Here is a 23,242-nt window from a genome sequence, read left to right as displayed (position 1 = left end):
TGCCGGGCAGCGCCGACCCGCGGCCGGGGGACCTCGCTCCCCCGGCGAGGGTGGTCCTCGTCGGCGTCCGCGGCTTCGGGCAGGTGCACGCGGCCCGCATCGCCGGTCTGGCCGAGCGCGGGCTCGTCGAGCTCGTCGCCGCGGTCGACCCCTTCGCCCCGCCGGAGAGCTGCCCCGGGGTGCCGCTGCACGTCGAGCTGGACGACGCGCTCGCGGAGGTCGGGCCCGTGGACGTCGTGGTGGTGGCCGCGCCGCTCGGGGACCACCACCGGCTCGCGGAGACGGCCCTGCGCGCCGGCGCCGACGTCCTCCTGGAGAAGCCGCCGGTGGCGACCGCGGAGGACTTCCAGCGGCTGCTCGACGCCGAGCAGGCGACCGGGCGGGTGGTCCAGGTGGGCTTCCAGAGCCTGGGCACCGACGTCCCGGCGCTCTTCGCGACCGACGCGCTGGGCATCGGCCCCGTCACCCGGGTCGGCGCCACGGGCACGTGGTCGCGCGCCGTGGCGTACTGGCACCGCTCGCCGTGGGCGGGGCTGCGCAGCCAGCGCGGGCGGGCGGTGGTCGACGGGGTGGTCACCAACCCGCTGGCCCACGCCGTCGCCACGGCGCTGGCGGTCGTCGGCGCCCGCCGGTGGGACGACGTCGCCTCCGTGGTGGCCGACCTGTACCGCGCCAACGACGTCGACTGCGACGACACCTCGGTCGTGCGGGTGGAGACGACCAGCGGCGCCGAGGTCACCTGCGCGCTGACCCTCTGCGCCGCCACCCAGAGCGAGCCCGAGCTCGTCGTCGAGGGCGTCCGGGGCCGGGCCAGGCTCGCCTACACCACCGACCGGATCGAGGTGGAGGTCGAGGGCGCGACCCGCGCCGTCACCGCGCGGCGCACCGACCTCCTGGAGGACCTGCTGGCCCACCGGCGCCAGGGCAGCCCCCTCCTCGTGCCGCTGGAGAGCACCGGGGCCTTCATGCGGGTCCTGGACGAGGTCGCCCGCGCCGACGAGCCGGTCCGCATCGACCCCCGGGCGATCCGCTGGGAGGGCGAGGGGTCGGAGCGCCGAGCGGTGGTCGAGGACGTCGAGCAGTGGGTCGAGCGCGCCGCCACGACCGGGCGCACCTTCGCCGAGCTCGGCGCCCCCTGGGCGCACCCGCTCCGGGACGAGGTGCTGGTCCGCGCCGAGGTCGGCGGGACCGCGGTCGCCGAGTACCGCGACGGCCGCGGCACCATCCCCACCTCCAGCCCCCGCCCGGTGCTGCACCCCGTGCGCACCCTCGCGGGCGTGGTGGTCACCGCCACCCACCCGAAGGACCACGACTGGCACACCGGCGCCGGGATGGCGGTGCCGGACGTGGACGGCACCAACTTCTGGGGCGGCGGGACCTACGTCCACGGACAGGGGTACGTGCTGCGGGAGGACCACGGGACGGTCGTCGGGGAGGCGCCCGAGGCGCTGCCGGACGGCTTCCGCCAGCACCTCGCCTGGACGGGGCCCCACGGCGCGGTGCGGCTGCGGGAGGAGCGCACGGTCCGCTGGGCGCCCCTGGACGACCGGACCTGGCGGCTCACCTTCGCCTCGGCGCTGACGAGCGAGACGGGCGCCGTCCTCGGCTCGCCCGGCAGCGGGGGCAGGGCGGGCGCCGGCTACGGCGGCTTCTTCTGGCGCTTCCCCCCCTGCGACGACGTCCGGGTGCTCACGGCCACCGCCTCCGGCGAGGAGGCCGTCCACGGGCGGGCCGCGCCCTGGATCGCGTGGTCGGCCGACTTCTGGGCCGGCCCCGGCACGAGCGGGCCGGCGACGGTCGTCCTCGTGGCGGCACCGGGCCCGGCCGGCGACGTCGACCCCTGGTTCGTCCGCGCCGCCGAGTACCCGGGCATCGGCTCGTCGCTCGCGCAGGACAGCCCGCTCGTCCTGCCGGCGGGCGAGCCCCTGACCCGGCGCTTCGACGTCGCGGTGGCCGACGGACGCCTGGACCGGGCGTCCGCGGCCGCGCTCGCCGACCAGCTGCGCGCCGCGCTCGTGTGAGCGCGTCGCGCAGCCCGGGCCCGGACGAGCACCGCTCCCGGTCCCGCCCCACCCACCGAACCCCGGAGGACCTCCGATGACCGACGACCACGCCGCTCCTCCCGCACGCCGGACCCGGTACGCGATCGTGGGGCTCGGCGGGCGCGCGCAGATGTACGTGCGCGCCCTGGCGAGCACCCACGCCGACACCTCCGAGCTGGTCGCCCTGTGCGACGTCAACCAGACCCGGATGGACGTCCACAACGCGGCGCTCACCTCCGAGCACGGGCTGCCGGCGGTGCCGACCTACGGGGCGGCGGACTTCACGGCGATGCTCGAGGCGGAGCGGGTGGACGCCGTGGTGGTGACCACGGTCGACCGCACGCACGACGAGTACATCGTCGCGGCGATGCGCGCCGGCTGCGACGTCGTCACCGAGAAGCCGATGACCGTGGACGCCGAGCGGTGCCGGCGGATCCTCGACGCGCAGGAGGAGACCGGCCGCAAGCTCGTCGTGACCTTCAACTACCGGTACAACCCCGCCCACGCCAAGGTGCGCGAGGTGATCGCCTCCGGCGCCATCGGCGAGGTGGGCTCGGTCCACTTCGAGTGGCTGCTGGACACCCGCCACGGTGCGGACTACTTCCGCCGCTGGCACCGGGACAAGGCGAACTCGGGCGGCCTGATGGTGCACAAGGCCACGCACCACTTCGACCTCGTGAACTGGTGGATCGCCTCCTCCCCCGACGTCGTCTTCGGCCTGGGCCGGCTGTTCTTCTACGGCGACGAGAACGGCGCCCGTCGCGGCCTGGCGCGCGACTACACCTCGGCGCACGGCGCCGCGGCCGCCGCCGACGACCCCTTCGCGATGCACCTGGAGAGCTCGCCGAGCCTGAAGGCGCTCTACCTCGACGCCCAGCACGAGGACGGCTACCACCGCGACCAGAACGTCTTCGCGCCCGGGGTGACCATCGAGGACGACATGGCGGTGGCCGTCCGCTACCGCAGCGGGGCGACGATGAGCTACCACCTCACGGCCTACTCCCCCTGGGAGGGCTACCACGTCGCGATCAACGGCAGCGAGGGACGCCTCGAGCTGGACGTCGTCGAGAACAGCTTCGTCGACGCCGCCACCGCGGGCCGCGCCAAGGGCGAGGCCCTCCACGGCGCCGACGAGGCGGAGGCCGCCGGCGGGTCGCGGCTCACGCTGCGACGGCTGTGGGAGCGCCCCGTGGAGCTCGAGCTCCCGGACACCAGCGGAGCCGGGCACGGCGGCGGGGACGAGCGCATGCTCGCCGACATCTTCGGTCCCGGCGGCGTCGAGGACCCCCTCGGGCGCGCCTCCACGCAGCTGGACGGAGCGCGCTCCCTCCTCACCGGGCTCGCCGCGAACCGGTCCTTCGAGACCGGCCGGCCCGTGCAGGTCGACGAGCTCCTCGCCCTCTGACCGCCTCGGCCCCGCCGACCCCCTCCCACCACCTGGAGCCCCCGTGCGCCCCCTGCAGCTCGACGACGACCGGATCCTGCCGCCGGACCCGCACGCGCGGGCGGTGGCCCGGGAGATCTACGGCGCCGTCCGCGGCCTGCCGCTGATCAGCATGCACGGGCACGTCGAGGCCTCCGTGCTCGCCCGCGACGAGGCCTTCGGCGACCCGGCGAGCCTGCTCGTGGTCCCCGACCACTACGTCACGCGCATGCTCGTCTCCCAGGGCACGCGGCTCGAGGACCTCGGCGTGCCCCGCCGCGACGGCGGCCCCGTGGAGACCGACGGCCGGGCGATCTGGCGTCGCTTCTGCGCCGGCTGGCACCTGTACCGGGGCACCCCCAGCCGGTACTGGCTCGAGCAGGAGCTCCACGACGTCTTCGGCGTCCGCGTGCAGCCGTCGGCGGAGACGGCCGACGACATCTACGACCAGCTGGTGGACTGCCTCGGCCGGCCCGAGTTCCGCCCGCGGGCGCTCTTCGACCGGTTCGGCCTGGAGCTGCTGGCGACGACCGACCCCGCGACCAGCAGGCTGGAGGACCACGCGGCCATCGCCGCGTCCGGGTGGTCGGGCACGGTCGTGCCGACCTTCCGCCCCGACGCCCTGGTGCACCTCGACCGTCCCACCTGGCGGCAGGACGTGGAGGAGCTCGCCGCCGTGTCCGGCGTCGACACCGGTGACTACGACGGCTACCTCGCGGCGCTGCGCCAGCGCCGCGAGGACTTCCTCCGGGCCGGCGCGCGGGCCAGCGACCACGGCCACCTGCACGCGGACACGACCCCGATGGAGGGCGCGGAGGCCGCCCGCACCTACGCCGCCGCCCGCACGGGCGCGCTGCAGCCGGGCCAGGCCGCGGCCTTCGCGGCGCACATGCTGTTCGAGATGGCGCGGATGAGCCGGGACGACGGCCTGGTCATGCAGATCCACCCCGGCGTGCTGCGCGACCACGACCCGGTGGTCGCCGAGCGCTTCGGCCCGGACCGAGGCTTCGACATCCCGGTGCCGGTGGACTTCGCCACCGGGCTGCGACCGATGCTCTCCGCCTTCGGGACCGACCCCGGCTTCCGGTGCGTGCTCTTCACGATCGACGAGACGACGTACAGCCGGGAGCTCGCCCCGCTGGCGGGCGTCTACCCGTCGGTGCGGCTCGGCGTCCCGTGGTGGTTCCTCGACAGCCCGTCGGGGATGCGCCGCTTCCGCGAGGCCGTCACGGAGACGGCGGGCTTCTACAACACCGCGGGGTTCGTGGACGACACCCGGGCCTTCGCCTCGATCCCCGCCCGGCACGACCTGGCGCGCCGGGTCGACAGCGGCTACCTCGCGCAGCTGGTCTGCGACGGCCAGCTGTCCGCGGAGGAGGCGGTCGAGACGGCCGTCGACCTCACCACCACGATCCCGCGCGAGGCCTACGCCCCGCGCGCCGGCTGAGCCCCTCCGGGGGCGGTGGTCCGCCACCGCCCCCGGAGGGCACCCCGCCCGCCGTCCTGCGGGTCAGCCCACCAGCTCGCGCACGGCCTCGGCCACCCCGCCCCGCGACAGCGCCGTCAGGGCGTCCAGGACGAGCTCGCGGAAGACCGGGTCGGCGGGGAGCTCGCGCCCGAAGACCTCCTCCAGCCCCAGGAGGGCGTCCACGACCGCCGCCGGGTCCTGCGCCCCGGCCGTCAGCTGCTGCAGGCGCTCGGCCAGCGGGTCGTCGACGTGGACCGGACGGCCGTCGTCCGTCCGCCCGGCGGAGACCCACCGCATCCACGCAGCCACCCCGAGGCACGCCGCACGGGGGCGGGCGCCCGCGGCGAGGCGGTCGGCGACCGTGCCCAGCAGCCGCTGGGGCAGCTTCTGGCTGCCGTCCATCGCGATCTGCGCCGTGCGGTGCCGCAGCGCGGGGTTGCTGAAGCGGTCCAGGAGGTCCTGCTGGTAGGCGCGCAGGTCGAAGCCGTCGGGCACCGCCAGCGTCGGGACCGCGTCCTCGGCCATGAGCCGGGACGCCACCTCGGCCAGCCCGGGGTCGCGCATGGCGTCGGCCACGTGCTCGTGGCCGGCCAGGGCGCCGAGGTAGGCGAGCGTCGAGTGGGCGCCGTTGAGGAGCCGCAGCTTCATCGCCTCGTAGGGCGCCACGTCGGCGGTGAGCACCGCGCCCGCCCGCTCCCACGCCGGACGGCCCGCGGCGAAGTCGTCCTCGACGACCCACTGCCGGAAGGGCTCGGTGACGACGACGCCGCGGTCGTCCAGCCCCAGCAGCTCCGCCGCCCGCGTGCGGTCCTGCGGCGTGGTCGCGGGGACGATCCGGTCCACCATCGAGGAGGGGAAGCGCACCGACCGGGTGATCCACTCCGCCAGCGGCTCCCCCTCCGCCGACGGCAGCGCCGCGCAGAAGTCGGCCACGAGCCCGGCGAGCACCGCCCCGTTGGCCGGCAGGTTGTCGCAGGACAGGAGCGTGACGGGTCCGGCGTCGGCCGCGCGCCGCGCCTGCAGCCCGCGCACGAGCTGGCCCACGACGGAGCCCGGGGCGCGGCCCGCGAGGTCGGCGGCGACCTCGGGGTCGGCGAGGCGCAGCCGCCTGCTGGCGGGGTCGTGGCGGTACCCCTTCTCGGTGACGGTCAGGGTGACCAGGCGCGTGCTGGGGGCGGCCAGCAGCTCTCGCAGCCGCTCGCCCTCGCGGGCGGCGAACAGCAGCTCGCGCACGCTGCCGACCACCCGCAGCGCCGTGCCGGCCTCGCCGCGCTCGAGGACGGAGTACAGCCCGCCCTGCGGGCGGAGCTGCTCGACGACGTCCGCGCTGCGCTGGGTGACCCCGGCGATGCCCCAGTCACCTCCGGCGGCGGCGACGGCGTCCTCGGTGAACACGGCCTGGTGCGCCCGGTGGAAGGCGCCGATCCCCAGGTGGACGACGCCCACGCCCAGGGAGCGGGGGTCGACGCGCGGGCGCAGCGCGGGCTCCACCGAGCCCAGGGAGTCCAGGTCCAGGCGGCGCATCACATCACCGCCCCGAGCTGCCAGGGCTGGAACTCCTCGTCGCCGAAGCCCAGCTCCTCGCTCTTGCTGCGGCGGCCCGAGGCGACCTCCAGGACGAGGTCGAAGATCTCCCGGCCGGCCTCCTCGACCGTCTGCTCGCCGGCGAGGACCCGCCCGCAGTCGACGTCCATGTCGTCCCCCATCCGCCGGAAGACGTCGGAGTTGGTCGCCAGCTTGATGCTCGGCGCCGGCTTGCACCCGAACACCGACCCCCGTCCGGTGGTGAAGCAGACGACGTTGGCGCCGCCGGCGACCAGGCCGGTCACCGAGACCGGGTCGTAGCCGGGGGTGTCCATGAAGGCGAAGCCCCGCCGGCTGATCCTCTCGGCGTACTCGTACACCGCCGAGAGCTCGCTGGACCCGCCCTTGGCCACGGCGCCGAGGGACTTCTCCAGGATCGTCGTCAGGCCGCCGGCCTTGTTCCCCGGGGAGGGGTTGTTGTCCATGCTGCCCCCGGACGCCGCCGTGTACCGCTCCCACCAGCGGATGCGCTCCATCAGGCGCTCGGCCACCTCCGGGCTGCTTGCGCGGCGCGTCAGCAGGTGCTCGGCGCCGTAGACCTCCGGCGTCTCCGCCAGCACCGACGTCCCGCCCTGGGCGACGAGGAGGTCGGAGGCGACGCCGAGCGCGGGGTTCGCGGTGACGCCCGACCAGGCGTCGCTGCCGCCGCAGTTCAGCCCCAGGACGATCTCGCCGGCGGGCACCGGCTGACGACGGACCGCGCCGACCGCGGGCAGCAGCTCGCGCACCCTGGCGACGCCCTCGGCGACCGTGCGGACGGTGCCGCCCAGCTCCTGGATCGTCATGGCGACGACCGGCACGCCCGGCGGCAGGTCGAACCCCTGCGTCAGCGCGGCGATCTCGTTCACCTCGCAGCCCAGGCCGATGACGAGCAGCGCGGCGAAGTTGGGGTGGTGGGCGTAGCCGGTGATGGTGCGGCGCAGCAGGGCCGCGCCCTCGCCCCGGGCGTCCATGCCGCAGCCGGTGCCGTGGGTCAGCGCCACCACGCCGTCGACCCCGGGGAACTCCTCCAGCGCCCCGGGCAGGCGGAAGGTGTCGGCGATGCGCCGTGCCGCCGTGGCCGAGCAGTTCACGGTGGTCAGCACGCCGACGTAGTTCCGGGTCGCGACCCGGCCGTCGGCGCGGACGATGCCCTGGAAGGTCGCGCGCTCGGCCGGCGGGACCAGCGCGGTCGGCCGGGCGTCGGCGCCGACGGCGAGGTCGGCGCCCGCACCGGAGGCGGTGAAGGCGAGGTTCTGCACGTGCACGTGCTCACCGGCGGTGATGTCGCGGGAGGCGAGGCCGATGAGCTGCCCGTACTTGCGCACCGGCTGCCCGGTCCCGACGTGCTCCAGGGCCACCTTGTGGCCCGCGGGGACGTCGTCGCGCAGGACGACGCGCCGGTCGTCCACCGCCACCTCGTCGCCCGCGACGAGGTCCTGGCGGGCCACGGCCACCGAGTCACCGGGGGCCAGGCGCAGCAGCGGACCTGCGGGGGCCCTGGTCGCCGGTGCGGCTCCTGGTGTCGTCGTCATCGCTCTCTCCTCCGCAGACCTGGTGGCGCCGGGCAGCTGTCGCACGCACCGGGGCCGCCACCACGCGCTCGGGGGCGGGTGGTCCTGCGGTCCGCGGCGTCGCGCGTCGTCGGCCGCGCCCGGCGGCTCTGCCGGTCCGGGCGTCCTTCGCGCCGGGGTGCGGGTGGCGCGACGCGCGGGCGGCGACCACGCGCTGAACCGTTCCACCCTCCCGGCGCGCGCACGGCCCTGTCAAGGCCGGGCCGCCCGCCCCCCGGGCGCCCCCCGCTCCCCCGCCCGGCCGGCCACCTCGGCCAGCCAGTCGGCTGCCGCGGCCTGCTGGCGGGGCCCGAACACGTGCCCGACGTCGTGGAGCTCTCCGCGGTAGGCGCTCGCCGCACCGGCGGCCGCGTACCGCTGCTGCAGGTCCTCGTGGGCGCGCCGCGCGCCCTCCACGGGCACGAGCGGGTCGCGCAGCCCGTACTGCACCAGGAGGGGCCGCGGCGCCCTGGACCCCGCCAGCTCCGGCCAGTCGCAGACCTGCCACAGCCCGGGGGTGAAGAACATCCAGGTGTGCCGGTGCACGTGGTCCTCGAGCGTCTCGGGGATCCCGCTCATCATCGCGACGACCCCCACCGCGGAGCAGCGCGGGTCCAGCGCTCCCAGCACCCCTGCGCGCCAGCCCCCGCCCGAGAAGCCGAGGACGGCGGTGCGGCGCGCGTCCACCTCCGGACGGCTCGCCAGCACCCCCAGGGCCGCGGCGTCCTCCCGCAGCACCATCGCCGCGAAGGACGTGCCCAGGGCCCCGCACTGCTTGGCCAGCTCGTGCTCGTGGAGCCCCGCCATCGCCTCGTAGCGGCGCGCGGCGTCCCAGGGCCGACCACGGCGCTCGGCGAGCTCGGCGAGGTCGGCCCCGAGCTCGCGGACCCGGGGCGGCATGTCGTCGACGGCGGTGCGCCGGCTGCCCCAGCCGAACGCGTCGTGGGCCAGGACGGCGAACCCCCGGCGGGCGAGGTCCTCGGCCACGGGGCGACCGCCGTAGCCGCTCTCGCGGGCGGCCCGGACGGACGGGGGCTCCACCCCGCCCGGACCGGCGGCGACCTTCTCCCTCCCCCAGCGCTTGAGCCCGCCGTGGCAGTGGGCGAGGAGCACCGCCGGCAGCGGCTCGTCCGCGCCCTCGGGCAGGAGCAGCCACGCGCGGGTGCGCGCGCCGAAGCCGGGGTCCCACGACAGCTCCTGCCCCCGCACGCCGGCGGAGCGCCAGGAGCGCTCGACGTGGACGTCCCGCAGTCCCGCGTCGCCGGTGCCGTCGTCCGCCGGCACGCCGAGCGCTCCCCGGACGCGGTCGACGAGGGGGGCTCCCGGGGCGGGCGGCCGCGCCGGCGGATGGCGCCGGACGAAGGCGCTCAGGTCGGCCGCGGAGGTCATCGGGCACCTCGCCGGCGCAGGGGAGCCCTCACGCGCGCCCCTGCGGCCCTGGTCCACCGACCGCGTCAGCCGCTTCCCGCGGCGGTGCCGTGCCGGTCGCCGGCCGCCCGCGCGCCGAGGTCGCCGTCCGCCCCGGACCGGTCGTCGACGCGCGGACCACCAGGTCCGGCGCGAACAGGACCTGCTCGCCGCGGCGGGTGGGCGCGCCGGTCCGCGTCCGAGCCGCGGACGGGCCGCGGCCGTCGCCGACCTGGTCCAGCAGCAGCCGGACGGCGGTGCGGCCGAGCAGCTCGCGGGGCTGGCGCACGGAGGTCAGGGCCACGGTCGTCGTCGCCGCGAAGCTGATGTCGTCGTAGCCGACGAGCGCGACGTCCTCGGGGACGCGGACCCCGCGCCGCAGGCACTCGTTGAGCACGCCGATGGCCAGCAGGTCGTTGGCGCAGAACAGCGCCGTGGGCCGCTCGCCCGGCGGCAGGCCCAGGACCTGGGCCGCCGCCTGCGAGCCCGCCCGGACCGAGGTCCCGGCGCTCTCGACCACCCGGACGTCCGCTCCCGGCGCCACGGACCGCAGTCCCTGCAGGCGCTCGTCGACCTGCCGCAGGCCGAGCGGCCCCCCGACGAAGCCGAGCTCCCGGTGCCCGAGGGCGAGCAGGTGCTCACCCGCCAGCGCGCCGCCGCGCACGTCGTCCACCGCGACCGACGACTGGTCCGGGTCGGGGGTGCCGCGGTCGACGAGGACGACGGGCGTCCCGCGGCGGCGGACCTCCGCGAGCGCGGGGCCCGCCGCGTCCTGCACCGGGCTCAGCAGCACGCCCATCACCCGCTGCTGCTCCAGGCGGAGCAGGTGGCGGGCCTCGCGCTCGGCGGAACCGGCGCTGCTGCAGACGATCACGAGGGCGTCCTGCTCGTCGGCCGCCTCGTCCGCGCCGGCGACGACGTCGGCGAAGAAGGGGTTCGCGACGTCGAGGACGACGACGGCGATGGTGCGGCTCGACCCGGCGCGCAGCTGGCGGGCCGACTCGTTGCGCACGAAGCCGAGGTCGGCGATGGCGCGCTCCACGCGCTCGCGCAGCACGGGGCTCACGCCCTCGGGACGGTTGAGCACGTTGCTCACCGTCCCGACGGAGACCCCCGCCGACCTCGCGACGTCCTTGACGCTCGCCATGGCACCCTCCCGGCCCGGGCCCTGCACCCGGCCGCCGACGCTACCGGCGGCCGGGCGCAGGGGTGCGACCCCGAGGGTCGCCGCGGCGGAGGGCTCAGCCGCGCGGCGCACCGTCGAGCAGCCGGGCCGTGGCGCGCGCCTGGAAGTCCAGGACGCTCTCGGCGTCCTCGTCGACCTGGGCCGACGCCGCCGGGCGCCCGAGCAGCGCCCGGAAGCGGTCGAGCGCCCGGGCGGCCGCGGCCTCCCGGCCGCCGTCGTCGTGGCGCTGCGCCTGCTCGAGAGCCGACCGCAGCTGGCGTGCGGTGGACCCGGAGACGGCACCGCTCGCAACCTCGCCCTCGAGCACGCGCGCCAGCGCGTCGAGCGCCCCCGGCGCCCGGAGGTCCGCGACCGGGACCTGCGCCGGGTCGGTCCCCGACCCGAGGTGGAAGCTCGGGTACGAGGGCTGGTTGTAGGACGTCTGCTGGCGCGCGACCTCGGCCCGGTACTGCGGGTCGTGCATGAGCGTCGGGATCCCGCGGTCCGTCACCTCGGTGCTCAGGTGGACGCGCACCGCGGAGCTGTCCTCGGTGCGCAGGAGCAGCTCCTCGCGCCAGTCGCCGAGGACGTCGGCGACGAGGCCCGCGTTGCCCTTGGTGCCGTTGTTCGTGAGCGTCCCCTCGGCCTCGAGCAGGACGCCGCGGCGCCCGTCCACCACCAGGGGGGTCCCGTCGCCGGACCTGTCGAGGACCTGCGTCGTCATGTCGGCCGCCCACCGGATGCTCTGGTTGGTGCCGAGGGGTCGCGGCCCCTGCACCGGCTCGCCGCGCGCCGTGAGGATCTCGCCCGCGGCCTGCCCGGGCATCGACGCCCACATCTCCAGCCCCGGCACCTCCGGCAGCACGTCGCCGACCATGCCGCGGCCCGTGTCGCGCCCCGAGTACTCGCCGGCGAGGACCTCGCCGGTCGCGGCGTCGCGCAGCGCCCAGCCGTAGGGCGCGTAGGCGCCGCCCTCGTGGACGCTGAAGATCTCCAGGCCGGGGCGCTCGGGGTCGATGTCGGCGACGTGCATGGCGTCGCCGTGCCCGAGCTTGGCGCGGACCCCGGGCGTCGCGCTGCCCTCGGGCATGACGTCGTACGAGCTGTACAGCAGGCTCCCGTCGTGGTCGAGCGTGGCGGACCCGTAGACGACCTCGTGCCGCCCGTCGCCGTCGACGTCCGCGGCGCTGAGGGAGTGGAAGCCCTGCGTCGTCAGGGTCCCGTGCTCGGGGTCGGTGCCCTCGACGCCGTGCGGCCCGTCGTCGAACGGGTTGCTCATCGGCGTCCAGCCGCTGTCGGCGGTCCAGCGCGTCGAGATCCGCTCGCCGTCCCAGTCGTGGGCGACCACCACGGCGCGCGTGTAGTAGCCGCGCCCGAAGATCGCCGAGGGGCGGTCCCCGTCGAGGTGGGCGACGCCGGACAGGAAGCGGTCGACGCGGTTGCCCGGCTCGATGCGGGACATGGCGTAGTCGCCCCACATGAGGCCGTCGTCGTGGCGGCCGGGCTCGTACCGGACGGTGTCGAGCTCCTCGCCCGTGCCGGCGTCGAAGACGGTGAGGTACTCGGGGCCGTCGAGCACGAACCCCTCGAGGGTGCGCAGGTCGTTGCGGCTGCTGCGCGCGGGGGCGTAGACGTCGATGAAGTGGTCGACGAGGGCCTCGGCGTCCTCGCGCGAGAGCGGGTAGGAGGCCGGCTCCCCCTCCACGCCCAGCGCCTCCTCGATCGTCGCCGGCCAGCTCCCGGCGACGACCTCCGGGTGGGCGTGCCAGCCCTGGAAGACGTCGGCCAGGTGCGCCGCGTACTCCTCGGCGGACAGGCGGAGGTCGTCCTCGTGCGACCAGCCCGCGGCGAGGTCCTCGGCGGGCATGGTGATGTGGCGCTCCGCCACGGGCTGCCCGTCGCGGTAGGTGGTGCTGCGGGTGCCCGGGGCCGTCTTGACCATGAGCTCCGCCTTCCCGTCGCCGTCGAAGTCGTAGACCAGCGGCTGGGAGTAGTGCGCACCCGAGCGGATGTTGACGCCGAGGTCGATGCGGGCCAGCAGGGTGCCGTCCATGCGGTAGGTGTCGAGCATCGTCGGGCCGGTGTAGCCCTTCTGCGACACGTCCTTCGCGTTGGACGGGTACCAGGTCACCATCAACTCGTACTGGCCGTCGCCGTCGACGTCGCCCACGCTGAGGTCGTTGGCCGCGTACGTGTAGGTCTCCCCCGCCGGCGTCGTGCCGTCGGCCGGCTTCTGCAGCGGGACGTCGAGGGAGGCCTCCCCCCAGGGGGTGGTCTCGGCGCCGCGGTCCACCGGGCTGCCGTCGACGACGGCGACCACGCGGTAGACCGAGTCCGGAGCGCCGTCCGCGTCCAGGAAGTTGGTGCTGCCCGACACCGTGCCGAGCACCTGCCCGTCGCGCGAGACCTCGAAGTCGACGGCGGCGGCGCTGCCGGCGGCGCCGGCCTCGGTCGCCAGCAGGCGCCAGCTCAGGAAGACGCCGTCGGACGTCACGGCCGCGACGAGGCCGCGGTCGAGGAGCTCGAGCTGGGGGCGCGGACCGGGAGCCGCGGCGGCGGTGCGCTCGGAGGCCCCTCCCGGCGCGGGGGACGCCGCAGCCGGCGCGGCGCCGAGGACGAGCGCCGCCGCGGCAGCGGCGGCGACGGTGCGGGTGGTGCGGTGGCCGGTCGTCGTGGGTCGCGTGCTCATCGTCGAGCTCCTCACGGTCGGGGGCCCCGCCAGGGTGCTGCCGTGGGTCCCGTGGGTGTGTCCGGTCAGGTCGGACGGGTCGGGTCGGGTGGTGCGGGTGGTGCTGTCCGGGGGCGTCAGGCGCCGCCGGCCCGCGCCCGGGCGTCGGCGCGCTGCTCCACGGCGACGGCGGCGAGGACGACGAGGCCCCCGACGAGCAGGGCGAACAGGGGCAGCATCCACACGAGGACGCCGGCGAGGCCGAGCGCCAGCAGCAGCAGCGCCGAGCCGCTCAGGTCGTCGAGGGAGCGCGCGGCGGCGGCGGCCACCAGGCGCCGCCACGGGGGGCCCGCGACGTCGGAGGCCGTGGGCGACCAGGCGGCGGCCGCCCGCAGCAGCACGACGAGGAGCAGCGCCCCGGCACCGAGCCCGGCGAGCGCCGGCACCGGGGGGCCGGCGGGCGCGAGGAGGACGATGCCGCCGTCGACCACGAGGACCAGCAGGAGCGCCCCGGCCGCGACCGGGACCCCCCAGGGCCGCCGGCAGGCCCGCCGCAGGCGGGCGAGCAGGGAGCGCACGTCGTCGCGCTCCCCCCGGGCGTGCGCCCGCAGGTGCTCGCCCCCCGCCGCCGCGGCGGGCAGCGCCGTCACGAGGGGCACGGTGAGCAGGGCCACGGCGACGCCCACGACGACGACCTCGCCGAGGAGCCCCAGCGCGGTGAGCGGGCTGCGGCTCGCGTCGCGGTTCGTCGCCCGGCCCGACGCGCCGCGCCCGGCGCCGCGGTCGCGGCGTCGGGCGACGGCGGCCGCGCTCATCCCTTGAGGCCCTGGGTGGCGACGCCCTCGACGATGTACCGCTGGAAGATGATGAAGAAGATCAGCACCGGCACGAGGGCGAGCACGGCCGTCGCCATCTGGGGCCCGAAGTTCGCCGCCCCCGTCGTCTGGTCGACGTAGAGCCGCAGCGCGATGGGCAGCGAGTACAGGTTCGGGTCCTTCAGGTAGAGCAGCGGACCGAGGAAGTCGTTCCACGACCAGATGAAGGCGAAGATCGAGGAGGTGACGAGCGCGGGCTTCATCAGCGGCAGCATGATCGAGCCGAAGATCCGCAGGTGGCCCGCCCCGTCGATGCGCGCCGCCTCGTCGAGCTCGCGCGGCAGGTTCCGCATGAACTGCACCATGAGGAAGACGAAGAACGCCTCGGTGGCGAGGAACTTCCCGATCAGCAGCGGCCAGTAGGTGTTCACCAGGCCGAGGTTGTTGAACACGATGTACTGCGGGATGATGATCACGTGGACCGGTAGCAGGAGGGTCGCGATCATCAGCCCGAACCACACCCGGCGGCCGCGGAAGTCGATGCGCGCCAGCGCGTACGCGCTCACGGCGCTGGAGAGGGCGATGCCCACGACCGAGCCCACGGCGAGGATCGTGGAGTTCATGAAGAACGTCCAGAAGGACACCCCGCCGATCCCGTTGAAGGCCGCCACGAAGTTGTCCAGCGTCACCTCCGTCGGGACGATGCTGACGTTTCCGATGATCTGGGCCGACGGTCGGAACGAGGAGACGAGCATCCACACGGCCGGGTAGAGCACGACCACCACGAGGGCACCCGTGACCAGGTGGAAGACCAGCTTGTGCCGGCGGTCCCGCGAGCGGCGCGCGGACCGCCGGGCGGTCGCGTGCTGCTCGGGGGTCCGTGCGCTCTCGTCGACCGTCCGCGTGCCCGGCTCGGCCGTCGTGCGCGTCATCGCGTCTCCCCGCTGTAGTGCACCCAGGACTTCGAGGTCTTGAAGAAGACGAAGGTGATGGCTCCGACGACGAGGACGAGCAACCACGCCATCGCGGAGGCGTAGCCCATCTCGAAGTCCTCGAAGCCGCGCCGGTAGAGGTACAAGGTGTAGAAGAGCGTCGAGTTCGCCGGCCCGCCGGTCCCGTTCGAGATGATGTAGGCCGAGGCGAAGACCTGGAACGCGTTGATCGTCTCGAGCAGCAGGTTGAAGAAGATCACCGGGCTCAGCATCGGCAGGGTGATGGAGAGGAACCGGCGCAGCGGTCCGGCGCCGTCCACCGAGGCGGCCTCGTAGAGCTCGGCCGGCACCTGCTTGAGCCCGGCGAGGAAGATCACCATGGGAGCGCCGAACTGCCACACCGCCAGCAGGATGAACATCGGCATCGTGCGGGTGGGGTCTCCGATCCAGCCCCCCGCCTCGCCGCCGACGCCCTGCGAGATCTGGTCGACGATGCCGCCGTCGTTGAACATCGCCCGCCACACGATGGCGATCGAGACGCTCGCGCCCACCAGGGAGGGCAGGTAGAACGCCGAGCGGTAGAAGCCCTTCGCCCCCAGCGCCGCGTTGAGCAGCATGGCGACCGCGAGCGAGGCGGCGAGCTTGATGGGCACGCCCACCACGGCGAAGACCGTGGTGACCCGGACGGAGTCGCGGTACCGCGGGTCGGAGAACAGCTCGCGGAAGTTGTCCAGCCCGACCCACTGCGGCGCGTTGAAGAGGTCGTAGCGCGTGAAGGACAGGTACAGCGAGGCGAGCATCGGGCCCGCCGTCAGCAGGAAGAACCCCAGGAGCCAGGGAAGCAGGAAGCTGTAGCCCGCCACGTCCTCCGCCCGGCGCCGGCGCGAGCGCGGCGCCCTCGGCTCCTGCACGTCGCGCCCCTGCTCGCGCTCGCGCACCGCCTGGGTGACCGTCGTCATCGACCCATCCCCTCTCCAGCCCTGTGATCTCCGTCCGTGCGGTGGCGCCGGGGCGCACGGGCACCAGCCCGTGCGCCCCGGCGGGGTGCTACTGGTTGTCGGCCAGCGTCTGCTCGGCCTCGCTGTACCACTGCGCGGCGGCGTCCTCGACGGAGACGGTGCCGTAGTTGATGTTCTCGGTGATCTCCAGGAGGCGGGCCTCGATCGTCCCGAAGCCCTCCACCGGCGGGGGCGGCGAGTCGACGAGGAGGGGCTCGATGGACTCCTCGTAGGCGGCCACCTCGGCGTCGAGGCCCTCCATCGTCATGGCGTCCCGCTGGAAGCTGGAGGCGCGCAGCCCCTGCGACGTCCCGAAGACGTCACCGACCTCCGGGTCGTTGACGAGGTAGTCGATGAGCGCCGCCGCCTCCTCCGGGTGGTCCGTGTTGGCCCCGATGCTGAACAGCATCGACGGCTTGAGGAACAGGCCCGGGTTCTCCGGGTCGTCGGACGGGATGGGCTGCAGCTCCAGCTCCACGTCGGGGTTGTTCGTCGCGTAGCCGGCGGCGAAGTTGTCCCACGTCATCTCGCTCGTCGTCTCCCCCGCGTCGAAGGGCGACAGCGGCGACAGCTGGTTGATGCGCGCGGGCGGGATGAGCAGACCCTCGGCGCGCAGGTCGTCGACCGAGGACAGCCAGGTCTCGAGGTCGTCCTGGGTGAAGCCGAGCTCGCCGTCCTCGGTGAAGGCCTCGATGCCCTGCTGGTTGAGCCAGTGGATGAACATCCAGAAGACGCCGGTGTAGTCGCCGGCGCCGTACACGGGCTGGCCGTCCTCGGTCGTGCCGCCGGCGGTGGCCACCTCGCGCAGGAAGTCGTGGTACTCCTCCCAGGTCGGGTTCTCCGGCAGCTCGACCCCGACCTGCGCGAGGCCCGCGGCGTCGGTGAAGAGGGTGAAGGCGTTGGTGGCGACCGGGATGCCGTACTGGGCGCCCTCCACCTGCCCCGAGGGGATCAGCGGGTCCGGCAGCCCGCTCAGGTCGACGCCGTCGCCCTCGACCTCGGCGAAGTCGAGCAGCTGCCCGTTGGAGGCGAACTGGCGGAGGTAGGACACGTCCATCTGCATGACGTCGGGCAGCGACCGCCCCGCGGCCTCGGTGGCGCGGGCCGGCCAGTAGTTCGGGTAGTCGACGAAGGACGTCGTGACGCTCACGCCCGGGTTCTCGGCCTCGTAGGCCTCGATGGCCTCGTTGTACCGCTGGGCGCGGTCGTCGTTGCCCCACCACGTCATCGTGAGGTTGACGTCACCGCCGTCCTCACCGCCGTCACCGGACCCGGAGCTCCCGCAGGCGGTGGTCGTGAGCGCCGCCGCGGTCAAGACTGCGGCGATCCGCATGCATCGTTTCATCACTGGAGCCTCTCTGCTCAGGTGGAAAGCGCATTCCGACTGTAGGGGTGCTCGCGGGGGCCGTCAACCACCTGTGCGGTAGGTCTTCTCGGGCTCCAGCCACTCGCGCCCCGACCCGGCACCCCCGGCCCTCGCGGCACCGCGGCACCGCGGACCCCCACCACCCGTCCGTCCGCACCGGTGGTCGATTCGCCCCACATCGCCCCTTGACGAGGAAAGCGCTCTCCATCATCGTTCCGGGCACTGGGTCGCCGCTGCGCCGTCGTGCGCGGCCGTCCGCCACCCCCCTCGGGGAGGCGGCGGCGCGACCGGCCCAGGTCCTGCGACCTCCTCTCGACGACGAGACAGAAGGTGTGGTGCCGTGCTCCCCTCCCGCCCCCCGACCTCCGCTGCTCCCCCGCCGCCCGCTCCCCTCGTCCGGTCCGCTGCGCACGGGCGCCGCCGCAGCCGCGCCGCCGTGGCCGCGGTGACGGCCGGGGCCCTGACCGCCCTGGGCGCGCCGGCGCTGGCCACGGGCGCCGCGCCCGCGCCCACGAGCTGGTCCTTCGACCTCGGCACCGCCTCCAGCCCCGTCGCCGACGGCTGGACGGGCGTGCCGGAGTCGAACCGCTACTCGGCGGAGGCCGGCTACGGCATCGTGCCGGCGGGCGACGTCAGCCCGATCTCGCGCCACCGCACCGGCACCGACACGGGTCCGGTCGCCGAGGACTTCGTCCTGGGCACCGCCTGGGGCTTCGCCGTCGACGTCCCGGACGGCGCCTACGACGTCCGCGTCCTCTCCGGCGACGTGCTGCCGGGCACCAGCTCGACGCGGACCTCGATCTCCCTGGAGGGCGCCCCCGTCGGCAGCGTGTCGGCCCGCCAGTCGGTCTCCGAGGAGACCTGGCGCACGGTGGTCGAGGACGGACAGCTGACCGTCGACGTCACCGGCGCGGGCGCCGGCGGCTACGTGAACGGCATCCAGGTCACCGAGGTCGAGGTCGACCCCGAGGACCCGGCCGCCTCGCTGCTGCCCGCGCCCCAGGACGTGCGGATGGCGCGCGTCACCGACGACGCCGTCGTGGTCCGCTGGGACGAGGTGCCCGGCGCCGCCGGCTACGTGCTCGAGCGCGCCGCCGCCGTCGCCGGCCCTTACACCGAGGTCGCCCGCGTCGAGGGCCGCGACGTCTTCACGACCGACCGGGGCGTGGACACCACCGCGGTCCACTACTACCGGGCGCGCGCGGTCGACGCCGCCGGCGAGGTGTCGGTCCCCTCGCAGGCCGCCGCCTCCTCGCTCACCACCCCCGCCCCCGCGCTCGAGGGGCCCCTGGTCCTCGACCTCGGCAGCGGCGAGCTGGCCGAGGGCGCGGTGCGCGTGGACGCCTCCACCGCCTACTCCGCCGACCAGCGCTACGGCCTCGTGGACCCGCGCGCGGCCAGCGCGACCGACCGCGGCGGCGACGACCCGCTGCGCGGGGACTTCCTCACCCTGGGCGCCACCGAGCTCGTCGTCGACCTCCCGCCGGGCGACTACACCGTCGACCTCGTCGCCGGCGACACGGTGGAGTCCAGCGACCTGTCGATGGAGGTGGAGCAGATGGCGAAGGTCCTGCCCACCGCCCTGCCCGCCGGCGAGCTCCTCGAGATGTCCTTCGACATCGCCCTCGTGGACGGCCAGCTGAACGTCGACGTCGGCGGGACGGCGCCGAAGCTCGCCGCTCTCACGATCACGCCGCAGGCGCCCCGCGAGGCGGGCGCCGAGCCCACCGCCTGGATCACCGGCGACTCGACGGTACAGACCTACACCGACGACTACACCCCCCAGGCCGGCTGGGGCCAGATGCTCGACCGGTACCTGACCGACGACGTCAGCGTCGTCAACAGGGCCATCGGCGGGCGCAGCTCGAAGAACTTCATCAGCCAGGGCCGGCTCGACGACGTGCTCCTGGACGTGCGGCCGGGCGACTACCTGTTCGCGCAGTTCGGCCACAACGACAACTCCTACGGCGTCGACGACCGCTTCGCGGCCCCGGCCGACTACCGGGAGTACCTGCGCACCTTCGTCGACGGCGCCCGCCAGCGCGGCGCGACGCCGATCCTCGTGACGCCCGTCTCCCGGCGCTCCTTCGCCGCCGACGGCACGGCGAACGTCTCCTTCCCCGCGTACGTCGAGGCCGTCAGGGAGCTGGCCGCGGAGACCGGCGCCCCGCTGGTGGACCTCTCGGCCTCCAGCCGCGCGCTCCTCACCGAGATCGGCCCCGAGCGCGCCAAGTCGGTCTTCCTCTGGGTCCCGGCGGGCGTCTACCCGAACCGCCCGAACGGCACGCAGGACGACACCCACTTCCAGGACTACGGCGCCGTGCAGATGGCGCGCCTGGTCGCCGCGGACGTCGCCCGCCTCGACATCCCCCTGGCGCAGGAGGTCGTGGAGGCCGAGCCCCCCGCGCAGGTCCCGGCCGCCCCGACCGGCGTCGTCGCCGGCTCGGTGTCCAGCTCGGGGACCGTGCTGACGTGGGAGCCCGTCGAGGGCGCCGACATCTACCAGGTCGAGCGCAAGGACGCCGGGGCGCCCGACGCCGACTACGTGCTCGCCACCACCTCCACCGTGGCGCGGGCCGCGGTCACGGGCCTGGCGGAGGGCGCCTCGTACGACCTGCGCGTCGTGGCCGTCAACGGCCGCGGCGAGTCCCGGCCGTCGGCGGCCGTGCGCGTCACCACCCGCGCCGCCCTCCTGCGCCTGGACGTCCAGCGCCAGGGCGACCCGCTCGCCGAGGGCTGGACGGCGCTCGACGAGACCACCGCCTACACCCCGGAGCGCGGCTTCGGCTGGCTCTCGCTGGAGCCGGCCATCGCGGGCCGCGACCGCGGCACCGACTTCCCCGAGGCCCCGGACGACGTCGAGCGCGACTTCCTGCTGCCCGCGCCGGTGCACGAGCTCGCGATCGACGTGCCCCGCGGCACCTACGCCGTGACGACCTACAACGGCGACTGGATCGGCACGAGCCGCTCCGAGGTGCAGATCGAGGGCCGCGCCTACGGGTCCTCCAACGCCGGCCGCGGAGCGGTCAGCAAGAAGATCAGCCAGCCGGTCGACGTGGTCGACGGGCAGATCAACCTCGTCATGACGGGCTCGTCCTCCCGGCTCAACGGGGTGGAGGTCACCGCGCTGCTGCTGGCGCCGACCGCCCTCGCGGCGGGCGACGTCGACGTGGAGGGCAGCGGCGTCGCCGTGCCCCTGTCGTGGGCCGGCGTGCCCGAGGCCGCCGGCTACCGCGTCTACCGCCAGGCGCCGGGGGCCGCGGAGGCCGAGGCCCTGGCCGACGTCCAGGAGACCTCCTACGTCGACACCACCGCCGCCGTCGGGCTCGAGTACGCCTACCGCGTCGTCGCCCTGGACGCCGCGGGCACCGAGTCGGTGCCGACCGAGGACGTCCTCGTGACGACGGTGGACGACGACGTCGCCACCGCGCCGGTGCCCACCGGCCTCGCGGTGACCGACCTCCAGGCCCGCGAGCTCACCCTGACCTGGGCCCCCTCCGAGGGCGCCGGGTACTACCTCGTCTACCGGGCCGAGGGCGCCGAGGGCGCCCCCGGGGCCGACGGCGAGCTGGCGCTGGTCGGCCGCGCGGACGGGCCGACCTTCACCGACACCGACGTCCTCACCACGGTGCCCTACCGCTACGCGGTGGCCGCCGTGAACGCCGGGGGCACCTCGGAGCGCTCGGAGGTCCTCCTCACCGAGGCCCCGACCGTCCTCGAGCGCCAGGCCGAGCGCCTCGACCGCTCCCCCGTCGCCGTGGCCGTCGACGGCGGCGCGTACGTCGGCTGGCGGATGCTGGGCCTGGACCCGGAGTCCGTCGCCTTCCACGTCTACCGCGACGGCGAGCGCGTCACCGACGAGCCGCTCACCGGCAGCACGAACCTGCTCGACGCCGACGGCGGGACGGGCTCGACCTACCGCGTGAGCGCGGTGGTCGAGGGCGTCGAGCGCTGGGCGACCGAGGACTTCTCGGTCTGGGACGACCAGACGCTGGACATCCCGCTGGACAAGCCGGCGGACGGCGTCGACGAGGCCGGGCAGCCCTACACCTACGCGGCGAACGACGCCTCGGTGGCGGACCTGGACGGCGACGGCGAGCTCGAGGTCGTCCTGAAGTGGGACCCGTCCAACGCCAAGGACAACTCCCGGGCGGGCTACACGGGCCCGGTCTACGTGGACGCCTACGAGGTGGACGGCACGCGCCTGTGGCGCATCGACCTGGGGCGCAACATCCGCGCCGGCGCCCACTACACGCAGTTCCAGGTCTACGACCTGGACGGCGACGGGCGCGCCGAGGTCACCATGAAGACCGCCGACGCCACCGTCGACGGCCAGGGCCGGGTCATCGGCGACGCGAGCGCGGACTTCCGCAACTCCGGCGGGTACGTGCTCACGGGCCCCGAGTACCTGACCGTCTTCGACGGGGCCACCGGCGCCGCCGTGGACACCGTCGACTACACGCCGCCGCGCGGTGACGTGGGCGCCTGGGGCGACGGCTACGGCAACCGCGTCGACCGCTTCCTGGCGGGCACCGCCTACCTCGACGGCGAGCGGCCGAGCGTCATCTTCAGCCGCGGCTACTACACGCGGGCGGTCGTCGCCGCGTACGACTTCGACGGCGCGGAGCTCACGCAGCGGTGGGTCTTCGACACCGACCAGGCGGGCTCGCAGTACCGCGGCCAGGGCAACCACCAGCTCGCGGTGGCCGACGTCGACGGCGACCAGAAGGACGAGGTCGTCTTCGGCTCCCTGACCCTCGACGACGACGGCACGCCGCTCTACAACACGCGGCTGGGCCACGGCGACGCCCTGCACGTCTCGGACTTCGCCCCGGGCCGTCCCGGGCTCGAGGTCTTCGCCGCGCACGAGGACATGGGCGCCTCGGGGCAGCGCGGCGCGACGTTCCGGGACGCGGCGACGGGCGAGATCATCTGGTCGATCCCGGCCACGCGCGACACCGGCCGCGCGGCGATGGGCGACGTCGACCCCCGGCACGAGGGGGCGGAGGGCTGGGCCGTCGGCGGTGACGCGGCCTGGAACTCCCGCGTCGGCGAGATGCGCTCGGCGGACGGCGAGCTGCTGTCCACCTCGATCCCCGCGGCCAACTTCCTCACCTGGTGGGACGGGGACCTCCTGCGGGAGATCACCGACCACGACTACGACGCCGACCGCGGCGCCGGCGTCCCCACCATCGCGAAGTGGGACTGGGAGGCGCAGGAGGAGGTCGAGGTCTACCGGGCCTCCGGGACGCTCACGGCCAACGGCACGAAGGGCACCCCGGCGATCCAGGCCGACCTCTTCGGCGACTGGCGCGAGGAGGTCGTCACGCGGCTCGAGGACTCCTCGGCGCTGCGGGTCCACACGACCACCGACGTCACGGAGCACCGGCTCCGCACCCTGATGTCCGACCCGACCTACCGCCTGGCGGTGGCGTGGCAGAACACCAGCTACAACCAGCCGCCGCACACCTCCTACTTCCTCGGGGCGGGGATGGAGGCGCCGCCGGCGCCGAGCATCGCCTACACCGGGGAGGACCCGGGGCCGGGCGAGCTCGTCGAGGCGGGGCCGCAGCTGGTCCTCGCGGGCGGGGTGGTCGCCGGCGGGCGGACCACCGTGTCCGTCAGCGGCTTCGCCCCCCGGGAGGCCGTGGACGTCGTCCTCGACGGCCGGCGCCTCGCCCGCGTCCGGACCGACGCCGAGGGCCGGGGCGAGGTGACCGCCGTGGTCCACCCGCGCACCTCGACGGGCTCGGCCGAGGTCGTCGCCACGGGCCGGGTGTCCGGCCTGGTCGTCACGACGCGGGTCGTCGTCACCGGCGGCTGAGCCGCTCCCGCCCCACCG

Annotated in this window: 13 protein-coding genes; 4 read left to right on the top strand and 9 right to left on the bottom strand. The window is 75.2% G+C overall.

The window, feature by feature from the left end:
• The first annotated feature begins 50 nt into the window (after positions 1-50).
• The 3 genes from Q0848_RS00615 to uxaC all read left to right on the top strand — a co-directional run bounded on the left by Q0848_RS00615 (position 51) and on the right by uxaC (position 4,912).
• Positions 51-2,021 carry a DUF6807 family protein gene (locus Q0848_RS00615; RefSeq protein WP_299033321.1) on the top strand — a complete coding sequence of 657 codons (1,971 nt, stop codon included), beginning with the start codon at positions 51-53 and terminating at the stop codon, positions 2,019-2,021.
• A gap of 76 nt (positions 2,022-2,097) precedes the next feature.
• Positions 2,098-3,447 (top strand): Gfo/Idh/MocA family protein, encoded by a 1,350-nt coding sequence (locus Q0848_RS00610; protein ID WP_299033318.1) that lies wholly within the window; start codon positions 2,098-2,100, stop codon positions 3,445-3,447.
• Positions 3,448-3,490: 43 nt separating this feature from the next.
• Positions 3,491-4,912: a glucuronate isomerase gene (gene uxaC / locus Q0848_RS00605; RefSeq protein WP_299033316.1), complete on the top strand. Its 1,422-nt coding sequence runs from the start codon at positions 3,491-3,493 to the stop codon at positions 4,910-4,912.
• Positions 4,913-4,975: 63 nt separating this feature from the next.
• Here uxaC and Q0848_RS00600 read toward each other — a convergent pair whose 3' ends face one another.
• The 9 genes from Q0848_RS00600 to Q0848_RS00560 all read right to left on the bottom strand — a co-directional run bounded on the left by Q0848_RS00600 (position 4,976) and on the right by Q0848_RS00560 (position 17,367).
• On the bottom strand, positions 4,976-6,457 hold the full coding sequence (locus tag Q0848_RS00600; RefSeq protein WP_299033312.1) for a mannitol dehydrogenase family protein: 1,482 nt from the start codon (positions 6,455-6,457) through the stop codon (positions 4,976-4,978).
• Positions 6,457-8,031, bottom strand: coding sequence for a UxaA family hydrolase (locus Q0848_RS00595; RefSeq protein WP_299033309.1), 1,575 nt, complete (start codon positions 8,029-8,031; stop codon positions 6,457-6,459). Before Q0848_RS00595 ends, Q0848_RS00600 begins: the two co-directional genes overlap by 1 nt.
• A gap of 231 nt (positions 8,032-8,262) precedes the next feature.
• Positions 8,263-9,438: a hypothetical protein gene (locus tag Q0848_RS00590; protein ID WP_299033306.1), complete on the bottom strand. Its 1,176-nt coding sequence runs from the start codon at positions 9,436-9,438 to the stop codon at positions 8,263-8,265.
• 28 nt (positions 9,439-9,466) lie between these two features.
• A complete protein-coding gene (locus Q0848_RS00585) occupies positions 9,467-10,603 on the bottom strand; it encodes a LacI family DNA-binding transcriptional regulator (protein WP_299033303.1) in 1,137 nt (378 codons plus the stop codon).
• A 94-nt stretch (positions 10,604-10,697) separates the two neighbouring features.
• Positions 10,698-13,310 carry a rhamnogalacturonan lyase gene (locus Q0848_RS00580; RefSeq protein ID WP_299033300.1) on the bottom strand — a complete coding sequence of 871 codons (2,613 nt, stop codon included), beginning with the start codon at positions 13,308-13,310 and terminating at the stop codon, positions 10,698-10,700.
• A 116-nt stretch (positions 13,311-13,426) separates the two neighbouring features.
• A complete protein-coding gene (locus tag Q0848_RS00575; RefSeq protein WP_299033297.1) occupies positions 13,427-14,104 on the bottom strand; it encodes a hypothetical protein in 678 nt (225 codons plus the stop codon).
• The gene (locus Q0848_RS00570) at positions 14,101-15,036 is read right to left on the bottom strand and encodes a carbohydrate ABC transporter permease (RefSeq protein ID WP_299033294.1); all 936 of its coding nucleotides are present in this window, start codon (positions 15,034-15,036) and stop codon (positions 14,101-14,103) included. The genes Q0848_RS00575 and Q0848_RS00570 overlap by 4 nt, the downstream gene beginning before the upstream one ends.
• Complete coding sequence (locus Q0848_RS00565; RefSeq protein WP_299033293.1) at positions 15,033-15,995, bottom strand: carbohydrate ABC transporter permease; 963 nt, start codon at positions 15,993-15,995, stop codon at positions 15,033-15,035. The genes Q0848_RS00570 and Q0848_RS00565 overlap by 4 nt, the downstream gene beginning before the upstream one ends.
• An 88-nt stretch (positions 15,996-16,083) precedes the next feature.
• Positions 16,084-17,367, bottom strand: coding sequence for an ABC transporter substrate-binding protein (locus tag Q0848_RS00560; protein ID WP_299033290.1), 1,284 nt, complete (start codon positions 17,365-17,367; stop codon positions 16,084-16,086).
• A gap of 469 nt (positions 17,368-17,836) precedes the next feature.
• Between Q0848_RS00560 and Q0848_RS00555 the strand changes: the two genes are divergently transcribed.
• Positions 17,837-23,224 carry a fibronectin type III domain-containing protein gene (locus Q0848_RS00555; protein ID WP_299033287.1) on the top strand — a complete coding sequence of 1,796 codons (5,388 nt, stop codon included), beginning with the start codon at positions 17,837-17,839 and terminating at the stop codon, positions 23,222-23,224.
• Positions 23,225-23,242 lie beyond the last annotated feature (18 nt).

The organism is uncultured Pseudokineococcus sp., assembly GCF_947495735.1.
GTDB lineage: Bacteria > Actinomycetota > Actinomycetes > Actinomycetales > Quadrisphaeraceae > Pseudokineococcus.
Note: the sequence above shows the minus strand (reverse complement) of the source record. Positions and strands in the feature narration are given on the sequence as shown.

Bases quoted from the DNA above. Each gene is read 5' to 3' on its own strand.
- Q0848_RS00580 (WP_299033300.1), bottom strand. From the start codon at position 13,310: ATGAGCACGCGACCCACGACGACCGGCCACCGCACCACCCGCACCGTC.
- Q0848_RS00590 (WP_299033306.1), bottom strand. From the start codon at position 9,438: ATGACCTCCGCGGCCGACCTGAGCGCCTTCGTCCGGCGCCATCCGCCG.
- Q0848_RS00610 (WP_299033318.1), top strand. From the start codon at position 2,098: ATGACCGACGACCACGCCGCTCCTCCCGCACGCCGGACCCGGTACGCG.
- Q0848_RS00585 (WP_299033303.1), bottom strand. From the start codon at position 10,603: ATGGCGAGCGTCAAGGACGTCGCGAGGTCGGCGGGGGTCTCCGTCGGG.
- Q0848_RS00570 (WP_299033294.1), bottom strand. From the start codon at position 15,036: ATGACGCGCACGACGGCCGAGCCGGGCACGCGGACGGTCGACGAGAGC.
- Q0848_RS00595 (WP_299033309.1), bottom strand. From the start codon at position 8,031: ATGACGACGACACCAGGAGCCGCACCGGCGACCAGGGCCCCCGCAGGT.
- Q0848_RS00600 (WP_299033312.1), bottom strand. From the start codon at position 6,457: ATGCGCCGCCTGGACCTGGACTCCCTGGGCTCGGTGGAGCCCGCGCTG.
- Q0848_RS00565 (WP_299033293.1), bottom strand. From the start codon at position 15,995: ATGACGACGGTCACCCAGGCGGTGCGCGAGCGCGAGCAGGGGCGCGAC.
- Q0848_RS00560 (WP_299033290.1), bottom strand. From the start codon at position 17,367: ATGCGGATCGCCGCAGTCTTGACCGCGGCGGCGCTCACGACCACCGCC.
- Q0848_RS00575 (WP_299033297.1), bottom strand. From the start codon at position 14,104: ATGAGCGCGGCCGCCGTCGCCCGACGCCGCGACCGCGGCGCCGGGCGC.